This is a genomic window from Bifidobacterium animalis subsp. animalis ATCC 25527 (assembly GCF_000260715.1).
GTDB classification, from domain to species: Bacteria; Actinomycetota; Actinomycetes; order Actinomycetales; family Bifidobacteriaceae; genus Bifidobacterium; species Bifidobacterium animalis.
In genome coordinates, this window is the sequence record NC_017834.1 from 652,819 (window position 1) to 669,909 (window position 17,091).

15 protein-coding genes are annotated in these 17,091 nt (G+C 60.2%); 12 read left to right on the forward strand and 3 right to left on the reverse strand.

Going from position 1 to position 17,091, the window contains the following annotated elements; translation table 11 throughout:
- Positions 1–311 precede the first annotated feature (311 nt).
- Entirely contained in the window at positions 312–1,031 is a 720-nt protein-coding gene (locus BANAN_RS02750; protein WP_014697422.1) for a single-stranded DNA-binding protein, read from the forward strand.
- Between the two features lie 88 nt (positions 1,032–1,119).
- Here BANAN_RS02750 and BANAN_RS02755 read toward each other — a convergent pair whose 3' ends face one another.
- Entirely contained in the window at positions 1,120–3,201 is a 2,082-nt protein-coding gene (locus BANAN_RS02755) for a M13 family metallopeptidase (RefSeq protein ID WP_041776969.1), read from the reverse strand.
- A gap of 249 nt (positions 3,202–3,450) precedes the next feature.
- On the opposite strand from BANAN_RS02755, the gene BANAN_RS02760 reads away from it, so the two are divergent.
- The 3 genes from BANAN_RS02760 to BANAN_RS02770 all read left to right on the forward strand — a co-directional run bounded on the left by BANAN_RS02760 (position 3,451) and on the right by BANAN_RS02770 (position 6,542).
- Positions 3,451–4,071: an HdeD family acid-resistance protein gene (locus tag BANAN_RS02760; protein WP_014697424.1), complete on the forward strand. Its 621-nt coding sequence runs from the start codon at positions 3,451–3,453 to the stop codon at positions 4,069–4,071.
- Positions 4,072–4,221: 150 nt separating this feature from the next.
- A complete protein-coding gene (gene map / locus BANAN_RS02765; protein WP_014697425.1) occupies positions 4,222–5,025 on the forward strand; it encodes a type I methionyl aminopeptidase in 804 nt (267 codons plus the stop codon).
- Positions 5,026–5,249: 224 nt separating this feature from the next.
- Entirely contained in the window at positions 5,250–6,542 is a 1,293-nt protein-coding gene (locus tag BANAN_RS02770; RefSeq protein WP_014697426.1) for a citrate synthase, read from the forward strand.
- 21 nt (positions 6,543–6,563) lie between these two features.
- Here the strand turns inward: BANAN_RS02770 and rlmH are convergent, their stop codons facing one another.
- Positions 6,564–7,043 (reverse strand): 23S rRNA (pseudouridine(1915)-N(3))-methyltransferase RlmH, encoded by a 480-nt coding sequence (rlmH, locus tag BANAN_RS02775; protein WP_014697427.1) that lies wholly within the window; start codon positions 7,041–7,043, stop codon positions 6,564–6,566.
- 108 nt (positions 7,044–7,151) lie between these two features.
- Positions 7,152–8,135, reverse strand: coding sequence for a 2,3,4,5-tetrahydropyridine-2,6-dicarboxylate N-succinyltransferase (gene dapD, locus BANAN_RS02780; protein WP_014697428.1), 984 nt, complete (start codon positions 8,133–8,135; stop codon positions 7,152–7,154).
- A gap of 313 nt (positions 8,136–8,448) precedes the next feature.
- Between dapD and BANAN_RS08700 the strand changes: the two genes are divergently transcribed.
- The 8 genes from BANAN_RS08700 to BANAN_RS02815 all read left to right on the forward strand — a co-directional run bounded on the left by BANAN_RS08700 (position 8,449) and on the right by BANAN_RS02815 (position 17,072).
- Positions 8,449–8,580, forward strand: coding sequence for a hypothetical protein (locus tag BANAN_RS08700; RefSeq protein ID WP_257789109.1), 132 nt, complete (start codon positions 8,449–8,451; stop codon positions 8,578–8,580).
- Positions 8,581–8,733: 153 nt separating this feature from the next.
- The gene (prfB, locus tag BANAN_RS02785; protein WP_014697429.1) at positions 8,734–9,867 is read left to right on the forward strand and encodes a peptide chain release factor 2; all 1,134 of its coding nucleotides are present in this window, start codon (positions 8,734–8,736) and stop codon (positions 9,865–9,867) included.
- Positions 9,868–9,912: 45 nt separating this feature from the next.
- Positions 9,913–11,241, forward strand: coding sequence for a cell division ATP-binding protein FtsE (ftsE, locus tag BANAN_RS02790; protein ID WP_014697430.1), 1,329 nt, complete (start codon positions 9,913–9,915; stop codon positions 11,239–11,241).
- 3 nt (positions 11,242–11,244) lie between these two features.
- On the forward strand, positions 11,245–12,168 hold the full coding sequence (gene ftsX / locus BANAN_RS02795) for a permease-like cell division protein FtsX (protein WP_014697431.1): 924 nt from the start codon (positions 11,245–11,247) through the stop codon (positions 12,166–12,168).
- A gap of 144 nt (positions 12,169–12,312) precedes the next feature.
- Complete coding sequence (locus tag BANAN_RS02800; RefSeq protein ID WP_193349117.1) at positions 12,313–13,755, forward strand: CHAP domain-containing protein; 1,443 nt, start codon at positions 12,313–12,315, stop codon at positions 13,753–13,755.
- A 397-nt stretch (positions 13,756–14,152) separates the two neighbouring features.
- Positions 14,153–14,644: an SsrA-binding protein SmpB gene (gene smpB / locus BANAN_RS02805; RefSeq protein WP_014697433.1), complete on the forward strand. Its 492-nt coding sequence runs from the start codon at positions 14,153–14,155 to the stop codon at positions 14,642–14,644.
- A 347-nt stretch (positions 14,645–14,991) separates the two neighbouring features.
- Positions 14,992–15,921: an ABC transporter substrate-binding protein gene (locus tag BANAN_RS02810; protein WP_014697434.1), complete on the forward strand. Its 930-nt coding sequence runs from the start codon at positions 14,992–14,994 to the stop codon at positions 15,919–15,921.
- 215 nt (positions 15,922–16,136) lie between these two features.
- Positions 16,137–17,072 carry an ABC transporter substrate-binding protein gene (locus tag BANAN_RS02815; RefSeq protein ID WP_014697435.1) on the forward strand — a complete coding sequence of 312 codons (936 nt, stop codon included), beginning with the start codon at positions 16,137–16,139 and terminating at the stop codon, positions 17,070–17,072.
- Positions 17,073–17,091: the final 19 nt, after the last annotated feature.

Sequence of the window (17,091 nt, forward strand, 5' to 3'; positions counted from 1 at the left end):
TTCGTTCAGGGTAGATGACCAAAGTTCGGTGGAGTATGGTCGTTTTGCTATGCGCGTGTGAGGTGCTCGACCATACTTGCCGTGACTATGGTCGGTTTGTTATGCGCGTGTGCAGTCACCGACCATAGCCAGATGCAGTATCGTCGTATATCAGTTATCCACTGGGGCAGCGAGCGGTGTGGATAATGGGTCCGTTATCCACCGCTGTACCGACACGCCGTCCTCCGACCACAATGCCCTGTTTGGCTTGGCACGCCGGGGCCTTTGACTGAAGATGGAACCAAGAACACATCGCACGGAAAGAGGCTTACATGGCATTACAACAAGGAGCGGTCACGATCACCGGGTATCTCGGCGCGGATCCCCAACAGTACGGCAGGAATCCGAGTCGCCCTGCATGCACGTTCCGACTGGGGTCTACACGCAGGTATCAGGATCGCAATGGCGTATGGCAGCAACTGCCGACTACATGGCTCACCGTCAAAGCCTTTCGTGGCCTAGCGGCCAACATCATGCAATCGCTGCATAAAGGCGACCCGGCCATAGTCACCGGATTGCTCAACACCGAGCAATGGCGCGACGAGCAGGGTGTGGATCATTCACGTCTGGTGCTCGAGGCGAGCAACGTCGGTTTGGACCTGAACTACGTGGTCACGATGTCGATGCGCACGCCGCGAGAAGGGTACACGGGACAGCAGGCGCCCTCACAGATGGCATCTGACGAGCAGGGTGCCCCCATGCGTCCACAGACCCAGCAGTCTGCGGCAGCTCCTCAATCAACCCTGTCACACTCCTCCATGGCACCGGGCGATGACGGAGGCAATTCCGCGGATCCCTTCAACCAGATGCCGCCGGATTGCATGCCTCCCGATGCCGCTGCGAGCATGCCACAGCAAGGGGATCAACGGGATGCAGCCGTGGAGCCATCGGCAGGCAACGGGATGCCGCCCCCGGATTTGGAACACGGTTGCGCAACCGACACGACGAACCCGCGAAAGGGGGTGAGGCCTGAGGATCAAGACGAATTCTAATCGCTGCACCTGTTTTCATATGGTTGTGGGGCCCGTACGGGCCCCACAACCATATGTGGCCAATGCTCATTGGCAAGCCTGCCAGAGACTACCAGATGCGCACGCGTTCCTCCGGCTTGAGCCACATGCGGTCGTTGTCGGTAACGCCGAACGCCTTGTAGAACAGGTTCACGTTGCGCGCGATGCCATTCGTACGGTCCTCGGCGGGGGAGTGCGGGTCGATCTGCAGGTACTGCTCTGCGAGCTCATCGCGCATCTTCGTTCGCCAGATCTGTGCGTACCCGAGGAAGAAGCGCTGCAATCCGCTGAAGCCGTCGATCTCGGGGGACATCTCCAATGCTCCTTCGATGCCGGACGGCGAGGCATCGACAGGCAGCCCGTGCTGCTCGTCCAGCGCGAAGGCATAGGCCTTCAATGCGATGTTGACGCCACTGAGATCGCCTATGTTCTCGCCAATCGTAAGTGCGCCGTTGACATGCGGCATCTTGTCGGGGTCGTCGGCGTACTTCTCGCGCAGCTGCACCGGCACGAACTCGTCGTACTGGTCGATAAGCGCTTGCGTGAGCTGCTTGAAATGCTTGCGGTCCTCGTCGGTCCACCAATCCTCGAGTTTGCCACTGCCGTTGAACTGGGAGCCCTGGTCGTCGAAGCCGTGGCCGATCTCATGGCCGATCACGGTGCCGATGCCGCCGTAGTTCACGGCATCCTCGGCCTGCGGATTGAAGAACGGGGGTTGCAGAATGGCGGCTGGGAACACGATGATATTACGGGTGGGCTCGTAGTACGCGTTCACCGTCTGCGGGTTCATGAGCCATTCGCCCTTGTTCACAGGCTTGCCGCTCTTCGAAACCTGATAGCCGAATTCATAGACGGCCGCTGCCCTCATGTTGTCCATGAGCGGGGCATCGGCATGCACGTCGAGCGCTGTGTAGTCGCGCCAATCGTCGGGGTAGCCGATGTACGGCTCGAAGGAGTTGAGCTTGTCGAGTGCCTTGCGCTTGGTCTCCTCGCCCAGCCAGTCGCTGTTCACAATCGAGATGTGGTAGGCCTGAATGAGGTTGCTCACCAGTTCCTGCATGCGCTTCTTCGACGATTCCGGGAAATGCAGCTTCACATAGACCTTGCCGACGTCTTCGCCACATATGCCGTTGACGAGCGAGACGCCACGCTTCCACCGATCGCGCTGCTGCTTCGTGCCGGAAAGAACCTGCCCGTAGAACGAGAAGTTCGTCTTGTCGAACGCGGAGCTCAGCATGCTCGCGTTATCGATGATCACATGCACGCGCGCCCACAGCTTCAGGTCGTCGAGGCTCGCTGCAGCCCAGAATCCGTCAAGGCCGGTGACGAAGCTCGGCTCGTCCACAATGATGTCCGCGAAGGCCCCGAGCGTGTCAACCGGCATCGTGCGGGCGGCATGCGAGGTGTCATAACTCTTCTGCACGGCCTTGATCCAACGCTCGATGTCGAAATGGCTGAACATGGCCTTGAGCTCGTCGAAAGTGGTGGGATTGTTCGTCGCCTGCGGGTCCCTCGTCTTCACATTGTCCCAATGGTGCGAGGCGATGCGCGTCTCGACGTCGAGGAACCGCTCGGCCAGCTCCTGGGCCTTCTCCTCGTCATCGGCGTAGCCGGCGTTGCGCAGCTGCTTCGCGACCATCGACACATACTCCTGCCGGATCTGCGCATGATGATCCTCGCGGTAGTATGCTTCGTCGGGCAGTCCGATGCCGCCCTGACCGAGGTAGAGCACATTCGTCTCAGGGTGGTTCATGTCGCCGAATACGCTGAAGCCGAAGAGATCCGGGCCGCCGAACGGACTCAGCCGTCCGAGCACGTCGATGAGCCCCTCTTTCGTTTGGGCTTCGTCAATGGCGATGAGATCGGCGCGAATCGGCTCGATTCCAGCCGCTTCAATCGCGTCGGTGTCGAGGAACGAATGGTACAGCGCCTTCGATTTCGACGCCTCCTCGGAATCCGTTTCGAGAATGTCGCGAATCTGCTCCTCGGCGTTTTCCGACAGTCGATTGAAGGAACCGTAGCTGGAGCGGTCATCGGGAAGACGGTACGTGTCGATCCACGGACCGTTCACATAGCGGAAGAGATCGTCCTTGGGTGAGATCACGGCGGAGAACGAGGCCGGATCGATGCCTGATTGCAAAGTGGTATCCATAACTTCACACTATAGATGTTTCCCGACAGCGCGGTATTGGGTCACGGCGGCGAATCTGCCGCTCGCGCAAGCCAAATGGGACATATTTCTCGTCCGAAGTCAACTACGCTCGTTGGAGAATACACGCGCGAAACTGTGCAAACAAGCCGCAGATAGACAACACTGTAAGTAAACATATCCGCGAATGCAGTCGCCATGCCGGAAAGCATCCGGAGCGCCAGTGCGTTCAGAGAATCTGAAGGAGGAGATATGTCGGAACCAAATCCGCAATATCAAGACCAGCAATACAACCAAAGCCCATTCCGCCTGTTTGAGGGAATGCTGCCGACCGGCGCGAAGAACCTCGTGCGCGGCGCATACGGCGTCATCGGCGTCGCCGCGCTCGCATTGGGCATCTGCCTGCTCGTGTGGCCGGGCGTCACGCTCAAGGTGGCCGCCATCGTGCTCGGCATCTACTTCCTCATCTCGGGCGTCGTGCGCATCGTCAGCTCGCTCGTTGAAATGGGACTGCCCGCCGGCTGGAGGATCCTCGGCGTGCTCATCGGCATCATCCTCGTGATCGGCGGCATCGTCATCTTCAAGAACGTCACGATGTCCACCGCCATGCTGGCCATCATGTTCACGCTCATCGTGGGTATCTGCTGGATCATGGAGGGCGTGATGGCACTCGCCGAATCGTGGAGCGTGCCAAGCTCGGGCTGGGCGATCGCCTACGCGATCATCTCGATCATCGCCGGCTTCGTGCTGCTGTGCATGCCGATGGCGTCCACGCTGTGGCTGATCATCTTCGGCGGCTGCGCAATGGTGGTCATGGGCATCTGCGCGATTGTGCGTGCCTTCACCTTCGGCCGCGTGAAGAAGAACAACTGAAACTCCTCACGAATATATGCGAAACCCGGTGCCATATGCGCCGGGTTTCGCATATCTGCGCGAATATACGCAGCGTCTCCCATTACAATGTAAGGCGTGCAGATTAGTCTGAAAACGGTTTGGCAAAAGCTTGCTGGAAAAGAGAACACGATGATCGAATTGAAGACACCCCAGGAGATCGAGGAAATGAAGCCGGCCGGCCATTTCGTCGGCAGCATTCTCAACGAGCTGCGTGAGAAGACCAAGGTGGGCACGAACCTGCTGGAGATCGATGAGATCGTGCACAAGCGCATTGCCGACAGGAAGGGCGCGCAATCCTGCTACGTCGACTACGCGCCGGACTTCGGCACGGGACCGTTCGCCCATTACATCTGCATTTCGGTCAACGATGCGGTGCTGCACGGTGTGCCGTATGACTACACGCTCAAAGACGGCGATCTGGTCAGCCTCGACCTCGCCATCAGTGTCGACGGCTGGGTGGGCGACTCGGCCATCAGCTTCGTGGTTGGCAAAGACAAGGATCCAAGCGACCTGCGTCTCATCAAGTCCACCGAAGAGGCGCTCGCCGCGGGCATCGCCGAAGCCATTCCCGGCAACCGTCTGGGTGATATCTCCCACGCGATCGGCGAAGTGGCGACCGAATACGGCTACCCGGTGAACCTCGAATTCGGCGGCCATGGCGTCGGCCACATCATGCACGGCGACCCGCATGTGCCCAACGACGGCAAGGCACACCACGGCTACAAGCTGCGTCCGGGTCTCGTCATCGCCATTGAGCCATGGTTCATGAAGACCACCGACGAGATCTTCCAGGACCAGCGAGACGGATGGACGCTGCGTTCGGTGGACGGCTCGCGTGGTGCCCATAGCGAGCACACGATCGCCATCACCGAGAACGGACCGATTGTGCTCACTGCACGCGAGGGTGATCCGCTGTCGAAGCTCTACAACTGATCGCCACACACCTCAGACCCAAGCCCGCAGATCATGCGGGCTTTTTGCATATTCAGGCCCCGAGTACCAAGAACGCCCACTGGAATTCTGCATATACATGCATGAGATGGTATATTAAGTGCAAACTTGCGATATGAGATGGAAACGCCGCGGGCAATGTGCGTGCCCTATAGTATTCGGCAAACCGAATACGGCGAATGCCGACGGGCGAGTAGAGGAGAGCCATGGGAGAAGCGCATCTGCATGTGGAGGCCGACGAATTCAAGCTGCCGGTGGTCAAGGCGACCGCCGGCCCCGATGGCATCGTCATGTCGTCGCTGCGCAACAACAACTGGGTCTCCCTCGACCCGGGCTTCCTCACCACGGCACAATGCGAATCCAAGATCACGTACATCGACGGCGAGCATTCGATTCTGCGATACCGGGGCTACCCGATTGAGCAGCTGTGTGAGCAGTCGGACTTCCTTGAGGTCTCATGGCTGCTGCGCAATGGTGAGCTGCCCACACAAGCCGAGTACAACCGATTCGTGGAAGACATCAACCACCACACGATGGTGGGTGAGGATTTCCGCACGTTCATGGGCTCGTTCCCACGCGAGGCGCAGCCGATGAGTGTCATGGCCTCCGCAATCAACGCGCTCGCCACCTTCAACCCCGACACCACCGACATCAACGATCCGGAACAGCTTGATGAGGCCGCCACGATCATTATGGCCAAGGCACGCACGGTGGTCAGCTATATTCTGCGCCGGCGTCGTGATGAGCCGATGCTCTACCCCGACTATGCGCGCGGCTACGTCGACGACTTTATTCGCATGTGCTTCGCCGTGCCATACGAACGTTTCGAATCTGATCCGCTGTATGTGCATGCGCTCGGCCGCCTGCTCATCATCCACGCTGACCATGAGCAGAACTGCTCGACGTCAGTGGTGCGCATCGCCGGCTCCGCGCACGCGAATCTGTATTCGGCCGTCGCCGCTGGCATCAACGCGCTCTCGGGCCCACGGCATGGCGGCGCGAACGAGGCAGTGCTGCGTCAGCTCATGGCAATCCGCGACTCCGGCATGAGCGTCAAGCAGTTCGTGGAGAAGGCGAAGGCGGAAGGCAGCCGCATCTCCGGTCTCGGCCACCGCGTGTACAAGTCGTACGATCCGCGTGCGGCCATTGCCAAGCATTATCTCGAGAAGATCATGGAGAACAAGGCGACGCTCAAACTGCTGCCAGGCGACGAACAGCTCTTTGACGTGGCGTTGCAGCTTGAAGACATCGCGCTCAACGACGACTATTTCGTCTCGCGCAACCTGTACCCGAACGTCGATTTCTACACCGGTCTCATCTACCGCGCGATCGGCTTCGGCCCCTCCATGTTCACGCCGCTGTTCGCACTCGGCCGCATCCCCGGCTGGATCGCCCAGTACCGCGAGATGCTCGCCGACCCGATGACGAAGATCGGCCGCCCGCGCCAGGTGTACACCGGTGCCGTGCTGCGTGACTACGTGCCGATGGACGAGCGGTAGTCAACGCCGTTCTATTTGTGTCTACTTGTGATAAGGCTCGTGCGCGTTGATCTTGAACGCGCGGTAGATCTGCTCGAGCAGGATCACGCGCATGAGCTGGTGCGGGAACGTCATCTTCGAGAAACTCAGCAGCATGTTCGCGCGCCTCAGCACACGCGGGTCGAGGCCGAGTGAGCCGCCGATCACGAACTGCAGGTGGCTGACGCCGTGCAATCCCCACTGCGCGATGCGCGCCGCGAGCTGCTCGCTCGTCAGCTGGTCGCCTTCGATTGCGAGCGCAACGACGAAGGCACCGTCGCGCAGATGCTTGAGGATGCGCTCGCCCTCCTTCTCCTTAATCTGCGCGTTGAGCGTGTCGGAGGCGTGTTCCGGAGTCTTCTCGTCGGCCACCTCAATGACGTCGACCTTCGCGAAGCGCGACAGGCGTTTGCGGTATTCGTCGATCGCGTCGCGCAGATAGCGTTCCTTGACCTTGCCGACGCAGACGATGTCGATGTTCATGTCACTCCTTGTATGAAAAAGCCCCTCCTCAGCCGGGATGGATTCGCAATGTCCGTGGAATTCCGCCGTTTCGCGAAACCCGTTTCGGTTGAGAAGGGGCTTTTGCCGTCAGTTCTTGTGAAGTGCGTCGTTGAGCGCGATGCCGGTCTTGCGCGGACGTGCCTGGATGGCGCCGGTGAGCGAGTTGCGAATGAACAGGATGTTGTTCTTTCCGCTCAGGTCGGCGCCCTTGACCACGTCGAGCGCGACCCCTGCGGCCGCCTTCTCCTTGTTCCACACCTCGATCTTCGTGCCGGCGGTCACATAGAGACCGGCCTCCACGACGCAGTTATCTCCGAGCGAGATGCCGATGCCCGCATTGGCACCGAGCAGCGAATGCTCGCCGATCGAGTTGCGCAGCTTACCTCCACCCGACAGCGTGCCCATGATCGAGGCGCCACCGCCGACGTCGGAACCGTCGCCGACCACGACGCCCTGCGAGACGCGGCCTTCGATCATGCAGGTGCCGAGCGTGCCGGCGTTGAAGTTGACGAAGCCAGCGTGCATGACCGTCGTGCCTTCGCTCAGGTAGGCGCCCAGACGCACACGGTCGCCGTCGCCGATGCGCACACCGGTGGGCACCACGTAGTCGAGCATGCGCGGGAACTTGTCGATGGCGAGCACGTTGACCTCGGCGCGCATGCCCGGCATCCCCGCGCCCGCATTGCCCTGCATGACGGCCAGGCGACGCTGTGCGAAGTCGTCGACGGCGAACGGGCCGTAGTTCGTCCACACGACGTTGTTGAGCGCTCCGAAGATGCCGTCGAGGTTGAGCGTGTTCGGCTTGGCCAGACGCATGCTGAGCAGGTGAAGGCGCAAGTAGGCGTCGGGCGCGTCGACCACCGGGTCGTCGAGGCGCGAGACGGTGAAGACCGGCATACGACGCACGCCGCGCAAATCCTCGCCCTCATGAACCAGATTGCCGAACCCATGGTTCGGCTTGGCTGCCGGCGCCTCTCCCAATGTCAGTTTCGGATACCAAACGTCAAGCACGTTGCCGGCTGCATCAATGCTCGCCAGACCCCAGCCCCATGCACTGCGCGACTGTGTCATCGCCACTCCTTGTCTATTGGATTGTCATATGCCACTGTATACCGCGCACCTGCCGTGGCGCGCCCCGTGTCCGTTCGCGGCACGTCTGCCCATCCTGTGCTGCGCTGCCCTGTCTCATGGCAAACGACAGATCATGGTCGATTACCGCACGCGCGCACAACACAACGACCATGGCCGTCGAGCTTTCGTCATCTGCCAGCAAAGAGATGGGCGAGTGGAATAACGGGGCGGGGTATCCGGTTGGCTGAAACAGAAAGCCACCTGCTACACTTGCATATCGCCTGTATGTGAGTGACAAACAAGATAGGGAACCGTGAAAAAGCAAGACAACACCGAGAGACGCCAGACCCGGCGCAGCTACAATGCCACGCGCATTGTGGCCATTGTTGTTGTGTGCGCAATGCTGGTCGGCTTTGCCATGCCATTGATCTTTGCCGGACTTTGACGCTCGCGCTGTTCGCCACGCAGCCATACTCCGGTGGCGTCCGCTTTCCCGCCAAGGCAACGTTTGCCTGTGACGGTATCTTATATTTCAGTTGAGCAATGTGAACAGATTCCACCGCAACGGTGTTTGCAGTGGACGAGCAAGTGAGAGATTATGGCAGAATTCGATTATTCGCAGGCGATTTCCGACGCCCGCGCCAAGTACGAGTCCATCGCCCTCGCGTTGGACACCGATCGTCTGAAGTCTCAGGAGGCCGAGCTTGAGCAGCAGGCCTCCGCTCCTGGACTGTGGGATGACTCCGAGCACGCGCAGAAGGTGATGAGCCAGCTGAGCGCATGCCAGTCCCAGCTGAAGCATCTGTCGAGCGCCGCGAGCCGTCTCGACGATGTGGCCACGCTCGTCGAACTCGGCCAGGAGGAGAACGACGCCGACACGCTCCACGAGGCGCAGACCGAGATCGAAAGCATTCAGAAGGATCTCGACCAGATGGAGATCGAGACGCTGATGGATGGCGAATACGATTCCCGTTCCGCCGTCGTGACCATTCGATCCGGCGCCGGCGGTGTCGATGCCGCGGACTTCGCCCAGATGCTGCTGCGCATGTACCTGCGCTGGGCTGAGCGCAACGGATACAAGGCCAAGGTGATGGACACCTCGTATGCCGAGGAGGCGGGCATCAAGTCCGCCACATTCCAGATCGACGCCCCGTACGCCTATGGCCGCATGTCGGTCGAAGGCGGCACGCATCGTCTGGTGCGCATCTCGCCGTTCGACAACCAGGGGCGTCGCCAGACCAGCTTCGCCGCCGTCGAAGTGGTGCCGCTCGTCGAGGCCACCGATCACATCGAAGTGCCCGACAGCGAGATTCGCGTGGACACCTACTGCGCTTCGGGCCCTGGCGGCCAGGGCGTGAACACCACGTACTCCGCCGTGCGCATCACCCACCTTCCAACTGGCATCGTGGTGACCATGCAGGACGAGCGTTCGCAGATTCAGAACCGCGCCGCCGCCATGGCCGTGCTCCAGTCCAGGCTGCTCGTGCTCCGCCATGAGGAGGAGGCCAAGAAGAAAAAGGAGCTCGCCGGCGACATCAAGGCCAGCTGGGGCGACCAGATGCGCTCCTATGTGCTGCACCCGTACCAGATGGTGAAGGATCTGCGCACTGGTTGCGAGACCTCGCAGACCCAGGCGGTGTTCGATGGCGACATCGATGAGTTCATTCAGGCCGGCATCCGCTGGCGCCACGAGCAGCGGCTCAAAGCCGCGGCCGAGGAAGCCAACGAGTAAATCGCGGCCCGGCGGCAAGCGATGCGAGCAGGGAGGAAGTAGCCCATGGCACTCATCTCAATGGAACATGTGAGCAAGATCTATCCGAATGCCAAGAGACCGGCGTTGCAAGACATCGATCTTGAGATCAGCCGTGGCGAGTTCGTGTTTCTCGTGGGCGCCTCCGGTTCGGGCAAGACCTCGTTGCTGCGCCTGCTGCTGCGCGAGGAGGAGGCGACCAGCGGGGAGATCCGCGTGGGCGGCTACGACCTGCGCCGCCTCCCGAACCGTCAGGTGCCGCAGTACCGGCGTTCCATAGGCATGGTGTTCCAGGACTACAAGCTGCTCAACAACAAGACCGTGTGGGAGAACGTGGCGTTCGCCCTCGAGGTGATCGGCACCTCACGTTCCACGATCAAGTCGCTGGTGCCCAAGGTGCTTAAGACGGTGGGTCTCACGGGCAAGGAGAACAACTACCCGCGCGAGCTCTCCGGCGGTGAGCAGCAGCGCGTCACGATTGCGCGCGCCTATGTGAACCACCCTCAGCTGCTGCTTGCCGACGAGCCCACCGGCAATCTGGACCCGACCACGTCGCTGGGAATCATGGAGGTGCTCGATGCGATCTCCCGCACTGGCACCACCATTGTGATGGCCACACACAACGAGGAGATCGTCAACTCGATGCGCAAACGCGTGGTCGAGCTCAACAAGGGCAGCATTGTCCGTGACGAGAAGAACGGCTCGTATGATTCCGCCATGTACTTCCCGGATGAGCAGGTGGCCGCGATGTCGCATGCGGCCATCAAGGCCGAGGCTGAGGCGGAATCGGTGACCGTCAGCGAGACCAGTGCCGTGATCGAGCCCGCGGCGGATCTGCCGAAGTCACGCAGCGGCAAGCATGAGCGTGATGAGCGTGCGACCACCATGGTCGACTCGGTCAACGAGATTCTGCAGTCCGAGCACAGCAACGAGGGCATAGCCCGTCTCGCCCAGAGCGTGCATGCCGGCAAGACCGGACGTTACGGGGAGGCGTTCGCGGACGTGGAGCAGACGCTCACCTGGGGTGGAGGCCTCTCTCTCGAGGAGCTCGCCGAACAGGAGGGCATCGACACCAGCAAGACGCGAGAGGTATCGACCGCCGCAAAGGCGGACGCCTCCACGGAGCAGGATTCCGGGAAGGTATGGGGAACCGTGACCCTCGAGGAGCCGCGGGGCGAAGCCGACTCCACCGGCAATGCCTCCGCGGGGAAGACGACGCCCGTCGAACAGACGCAGGCGATGGCCCCCGTGACGAAGGAGGTCGAACCATCCGCGCCGCCTATGCCACCGAGTCCGCCGAAGGGGCGGCATTCGCGACCGAGAACCCCGGATGAGCCGAACAAGGACGAGGAGTAGAGCATGCGATTCCGTTTCATTCTTTCGGAGACATGGACGAGCCTTAGGCGCAATGTGCCCATGCTGCTTTCGGTGATGCTCGTCACGTTCATCTCGTTCCTGTTCATCGGGGCATCGTTGCTCACTCAGGCGCAGATCACGAAGGCCAAGGGCGATTGGTACGACAAGGTCGAAGTCGTGGTGTGGCTGTGCCCGGACGGCAATAGTCAGTCCGCGAACTGCTCCACAGGCAAGGCTGCCACCACCGCGCAGATCAATGAGCTGCAGAAGGTGATCCAGCAGGAATTGCCGAACGACGTCTCGCAGGTCACGTTCATGAGCCGTGAGGACTTCTATAACAACTCCTTCGTCAAGCAGTACCCGAAGGGCGAATACCAAGGGCGCACGCTTACTGCGGCCGACATGCAGGATTCGCTGTGGCTCAAGCTCAAGAACCCTGAGAACTATCGCGTGGTCTCCGAGGTGCTTTCGAATCGTGATGGGGTTGAGGAGGTGGTTGACCAGCGGCAGATCTTCGAACCGGTGTTCGCCATACTCAACCGCGCCACCGTGGCCACCGGCGGTTTGGCCGTCATCATGGTGATTGTGGCGATCATGCTCACTGGTACGACGATTCGTATGTCGGCTGCGTCGCGAAGCGAGGAGACCGAGATCATGCGCTTGGTCGGCGCCTCCAACTGGACCATCCGTCTGCCGTTCATTCTCGAAGGCGTCATTGCCTCGCTGGCGGGCTCCCTGCTTTCGTGCGGCGCATTGGCATTGTTCGTCAAGGTGTTCGTGACCGACTGGCTGGCGAAGTCGGTGACATGGATTCCATATGTGGACCAGACCACGGTGTGGCTTGTCTCGCCGATTCTCATTGTGGGTGCCGTGGTGCTTTCGGTGCTTGCCTCGTCTATCGCCCTGCGCAGATATCTCAAGGCGTAACGGCTCGTGTTTTCCGTGATTCCATTGGCATTGTTGCTTTGTGAATTGTGCAGATTCTGTGAATGAGTCGAATATGGCATGGCGTCCGCCCATTTTCAAGAATGTGATGATACGCTGGTGAGCAGCGTATTAGAAAGGGACTCGATGACGAACAGGAAACGGACCGTACCTGTAGTGGCATCCTCGCTGGCCTCTGCCCTATGCATAGGCGCATTGGCGGTGCCGATGTCGACGTACACGCCTCAGGCATACGCAGACACCTACAGTGACTTGGTGAACGCCCAGAACAGCCATGCCCAGAGCAAGCAACGCGAGGCGGCGCTACGTGAACAGCTCGCCGGCGTGAACAGCGATCTGGCCGACAAGATCGTGGAACTCGACGACCTCAACAACAACAAGATCCCCGCCGCACAGGCCAAGGTGCAGCAGGCGAACTCCGATGCCGCAGCAGCCAAGTCCGAAGCCGATGCCGCGGCGGAGCGCCTCAAGGCCGCCGAGAAAGACAAGGCCGATCTCGAGGCCAAGATCAAGCAGACCGGCGAGGATTACGACGACGCACATGCCGCCGTGGCGCAAAGTGCTCGTGAGTCGATGCATGGATCAGACACCTCCGACGTCATGAGCGTCATGACCGGCTCGAAGGACACCAAGGACTTCATCAAGTCGATGCAATCGCGTGACGCTCTCGCCCGTAACGAGGCGAATGCGGCATCCGATGCCGCCGTCGACCTCAACACTTCGATGAACCGCGCCGACAGGCTCAAGGCAATCGAGAAGCGAGTCGAGCAGTGCAAGAACGACGCCGACCAGAAGTCCGCCGCCGCACATTCCGCCGCAACGCAGGCCCAGCAGGAGAAATCCAGCCTCGACAAACTGCGTGCAGCCGGTGAGAGCACACGAGCCGATCTGGAAAACCAGAAGAGCAGCCTCACCACGCAAGCCGCCCAGCAGGCCGCGCAGACCGTGATGCTGCAGTCTGAGATCGATGCAAAGAACCAGCAGTGGGCCGCCGAACAGGCTGCCGCTGCGGCGCAGGTGCAGGAACCTGAGCCACAGGGTACCGTCGAGGCACCTGCTGCTGCGGCACCCCAGCCGTCCGTTCCCCAGCAGACGCAAACGCCGTCTCAGCCGGCGCAGACTCAGCGTCCGTCCACACCATCACAGCCGTCCACACCATCACAGCCGTCCACGCCCTCGACTCCGGTCGTCACCCGTCCTTCTACGGGCGGCCAGGGCACATCGAACGGCGATTACGGGAATGCATACGCAGCAGGCCAGTGCACTTGGTGGGCCTATGAGCGTCGCAAGCAGATGGGCATCGGCACGCCATCGTATCTCGGGAACGGCGGCCAGTGGTGGAGCACGGCCCCATCATATGGGTTGCGCGTCGACCATAGCCCTCAGGTCGGGGCCGCTCTGTCGTTCCTGCCGGGGCAGGAGGGCGCCTCGAGCCCATGGGGTCATGTCGCGGTGGTCGAGCAGGTCAACGGCAACAGCATTCTCATCTCGGAGTCGAACGTGGCTGGTCTGTACACCATCACATACCGTACGCTGTATAATCCGGGACGGTTCTGGTACGTCCACTGACAGCTGCCAATAACCAAGCATCCATTCGGGGTCCGATATCACAGTATCGGGCCCCGAACTCATATGCGCACCTTCCGTTAGGCAATCCTCGGCTGCAAACTCTCATCTTCTTATCTGCGTGGTCCCCAGATGAGTAGTCGTCATGTGCGTGGTTCTCAGATGGGCGGCCCTCATCAGTGAGGCCTTCATCTGAAGAGTCCTCGTCTGCGTAATCCTCGTCTGCGTAAAAAGAGACGAATCCAGTCCCTAGATGTCTCTTCTTACGCAGAGAGTGGAAGAGTGTGGAAGAAGGTGAAGAGGAAACAAGGGCCGGCGGCATGGGAAAGCGGGACAGTCTGCAGAAGAACGGGGGACTGGTAGGTAGACTGGTTCCCAGAACAATCGAATAGGAGCAACTGTGGCGAAGAAAGAGCAGAGCAACGAGAAGATGATCGCGCAGAACAGGCGCGCGCGGCACGACTACGAGATCGAAGACACCTATGAGGCGGGCCTTGCGCTGACAGGCACCGAGGTGAAGTCGCTGCGCGAGGGTCGGGCCTCGCTGGCGGAGTCGTTCATCTCGATTGACAAGCGGGGTGAGGTGTGGCTCGAAGGTGCGAACATTCCCGAATACCTCAACGGCACATGGAACAACCATGCGCCCAAGCGCAAGCGCAAGCTGCTGCTGCACGGCGCGCAGATAGACAAGCTGCGCCGGCAGATTCAGGCGAAGGGTTACACCATTGTGCCGCTGCAGCTGTATTTCAATGAAGACGGCCGCGCGAAGCTCAAGATTGCACTCGCCCGTGGCAAGAAGGAGTACGACAAGCGGCAGGCGTTGCGTGAAGAGCAAGACAAGCGCGAGGCGTTGCGCGTGATGCGCTACAAGAACATGCACGCCCGCGGCTGACTCCTGAATCTGTGAATCTGCGTAAAAAGGGACAAATATAGCCAGTATTTGTCCCTTTTTACGCGGGGAAGTGTACGCATGCGGGGGAGGCGTACGCAGGGGAAGTGTACGCAGGGGAAGTGTGTGGCACGCAAGAGATGACGCATGGGTTCGTGCGTAATTTGGGTTAATCTTTGCGCATAGTTGTCCCTTTTTACGCAGATTGGCAACGTGAGCTGTGTGTGGGGGTGACGCCACATTCGGGAGATTACTTCCAGATTACGAGATTCCTCGGGTGCCGAAACGCGCTGATAACATGTGATTTCTACTCTGACTCGTGTTTGAAGCCAAACACGGAGGAGAGAGCCATGAAGAACACTTGGAAAGCCACGGCGGCATTTGCTGCCATCGTGTTGTGCGCGGGCATGTCGGCCTGCGGCACCAGTGATGCAAGCGACAGCGGCAAGTCCAGCGGCACCAGCAGCAGCTCGGCGGCCGCGTCGTTCGACCCGAGCACTGTGGAGACCGACGAGACGATCGCCGCACTCGTGCCGGACTATGTGAAGAAGGACGGCAAGCTCACCGTGGGCACCGACACCACGTATGCGCCGGCGGAATTCATTGGGGAGGACGGCAAGACCGCCGTCGGCTATGATGTGGACCTCACGAAGGCGATCGCCAAGGTGATGGGACTCGAACCGGAGACCGCGGTGTCGGAATTCGACATGATCATCCCGTCCATCGGCAGCAAGTACGACATCGGCATCTCGTCGTTCACCGTGACCCCCGAACGTCAGGAGGCCGTCGACTTCGTCACTTACTACAAGGCCGGCTCCACGTGGGTGACCCAGAAGGGCAATCCCGACAAGGTCGACACGAAGGACCTGTGTGGCGTCAAGGTCGCAGTGCAGACCGGCACCACTCAGGAGGAGGAGCTCAACAAGATGAACGAGCAGTGCAAGGCCGACGGCAAGAAGGCAATTGAACTGCAGACCTTCGCCAAGCAGACCGATGTGACCACCGCCGTCGTCAATGGCAAGGCCGCCGTGTTCTATGCGGATTCGCCGGTCGCCGGCTATGCGATCGAGCAGACCGATGGCGCGCTCGCACCGCTGGGTGCCGACGAAGGCGTGACCGAAGAAGGCATCATCGTCAAGAAGGGCGACAAGCAGATGGATGAGGCCGTCCAGAAGGCCGTGCAGAAGCTCATGGACGACGGCACCTATCAGCAGATCCTCGAGAACTGGGGCGTGAGCTCCGGCGCGATCGACAAGGCCGAGATCAACCCGACCAAGTGAGCGCACGAATCCGCACGCTGAACGCAATTTGACATATATTCGCCGTTGGCAAACATAAGCATTGCATAATATGCATATCTAGGCATATGTATACAGTGTAAGTGTTTGAAAACGGCGACTATTATTTGGCATGGTTGCCTGAGAATATTGAATATATGCAACACTACGCCATGTGGAGCACATGGCAGGCACATGAGGAAAAGGAGCGCTGACACATGTTTGGCAATGCACACTCCACGGTGAAGAAGGTTGCGGCATTCGCACTGGGTGCCGCAGTCATGATTGGTTCTGCGGCATGCGGTACGACTGACGAAACACAGACCGCGGCAAAGGATTCACAGAACGCGACTTCGATTGTCGACTCGGTGAAGAAGGACGACAAGATCGCGGCCATGCTGCCGCAGAAAATCGCCGAGTCCGGCAAACTCACCGTCGGTATGGAGATGACCTATGCACCGGCGGAATTCGTGGCGGAGGACGGCAAGACCCCGGAAGGGTATGATGTGGATCTCGCCAAGGCGCTTGCCAAGACCCTGGGTGTGAAAGCGGACTTCATCTCGTCGAGCTTCGATTCGATCGTGCCGAGCGTGGGCAGCAAGTACGACCTCGGCATCACCGCGATGACGATCACCGAGGAACGTGAGGATTCCGTCGATTTCGTGAGTTACTACAAGGCCGGCTCGATGTGGGTGGTGAAGAAGGGCAATCCCGACAAGGTGGACGCCAAGAACCTGTGCGGCACGAAGATCGCAGTGCAGGTGGGCACCACGCAGGAAGAGGATGCCAACAAGATCAAGGAACAGTGCGCCGCCGATGGCAAGGCAGCGGTCGAGGTCATGCCGAGCAAGCAGCAGACCGATGCCGCGACCAACGTCGTGACCGGCAAGGCGGACGTGTTCTATGCGGACTCGCCGGTGGCAGGTTACGCAATCTCGCAGACCGACGGACAACTCGAGGAACTCGGTGAGGTCGAAGGAACAATCAAGCAGGGCATCGCCATCAAGAAGGGCGACACCCAGCTCGCCGAGGCGGTGCAGGCGGCCATGCAGCATCTGATGGACGACGGCACCTACATGAAGATCCTCAAGGCGTGGGGCGCGGAGTCCGGTGCGCTCGACAAGGCCGAGATCAATCCGAAGGATTTGAGCTGAAGAATCAGAACGCGTGCCG

What these genes read in the sequence shown, in the direction of transcription:
- BANAN_RS02800 (WP_193349117.1), top strand. Translation starts at nt 12,313, where the DNA reads ATGACGAACAGGAAACGGACCGTACCTGTAGTGGCATCCTCGCTGGCC.
- map (WP_014697425.1), top strand. Translation starts at nt 4,222, where the DNA reads ATGATCGAATTGAAGACACCCCAGGAGATCGAGGAAATGAAGCCGGCC.
- BANAN_RS02755 (WP_041776969.1), bottom strand. Translation starts at nt 3,201, where the DNA reads ATGGATACCACTTTGCAATCAGGCATCGATCCGGCCTCGTTCTCCGCC.
- BANAN_RS02770 (WP_014697426.1), top strand. Translation starts at nt 5,250, where the DNA reads ATGGGAGAAGCGCATCTGCATGTGGAGGCCGACGAATTCAAGCTGCCG.
- BANAN_RS02750 (WP_014697422.1), top strand. Translation starts at nt 312, where the DNA reads ATGGCATTACAACAAGGAGCGGTCACGATCACCGGGTATCTCGGCGCG.
- prfB (WP_014697429.1), top strand. Translation starts at nt 8,734, where the DNA reads ATGGCAGAATTCGATTATTCGCAGGCGATTTCCGACGCCCGCGCCAAG.
- rlmH (WP_014697427.1), bottom strand. Translation starts at nt 7,043, where the DNA reads ATGAACATCGACATCGTCTGCGTCGGCAAGGTCAAGGAACGCTATCTG.
- ftsE (WP_014697430.1), top strand. Translation starts at nt 9,913, where the DNA reads ATGGCACTCATCTCAATGGAACATGTGAGCAAGATCTATCCGAATGCC.
- BANAN_RS02760 (WP_014697424.1), top strand. Translation starts at nt 3,451, where the DNA reads ATGTCGGAACCAAATCCGCAATATCAAGACCAGCAATACAACCAAAGC.
- dapD (WP_014697428.1), bottom strand. Translation starts at nt 8,135, where the DNA reads ATGACACAGTCGCGCAGTGCATGGGGCTGGGGTCTGGCGAGCATTGAT.
- ftsX (WP_014697431.1), top strand. Translation starts at nt 11,245, where the DNA reads ATGCGATTCCGTTTCATTCTTTCGGAGACATGGACGAGCCTTAGGCGC.
- BANAN_RS02810 (WP_014697434.1), top strand. Translation starts at nt 14,992, where the DNA reads ATGAAGAACACTTGGAAAGCCACGGCGGCATTTGCTGCCATCGTGTTG.
- BANAN_RS02815 (WP_014697435.1), top strand. Translation starts at nt 16,137, where the DNA reads ATGTTTGGCAATGCACACTCCACGGTGAAGAAGGTTGCGGCATTCGCA.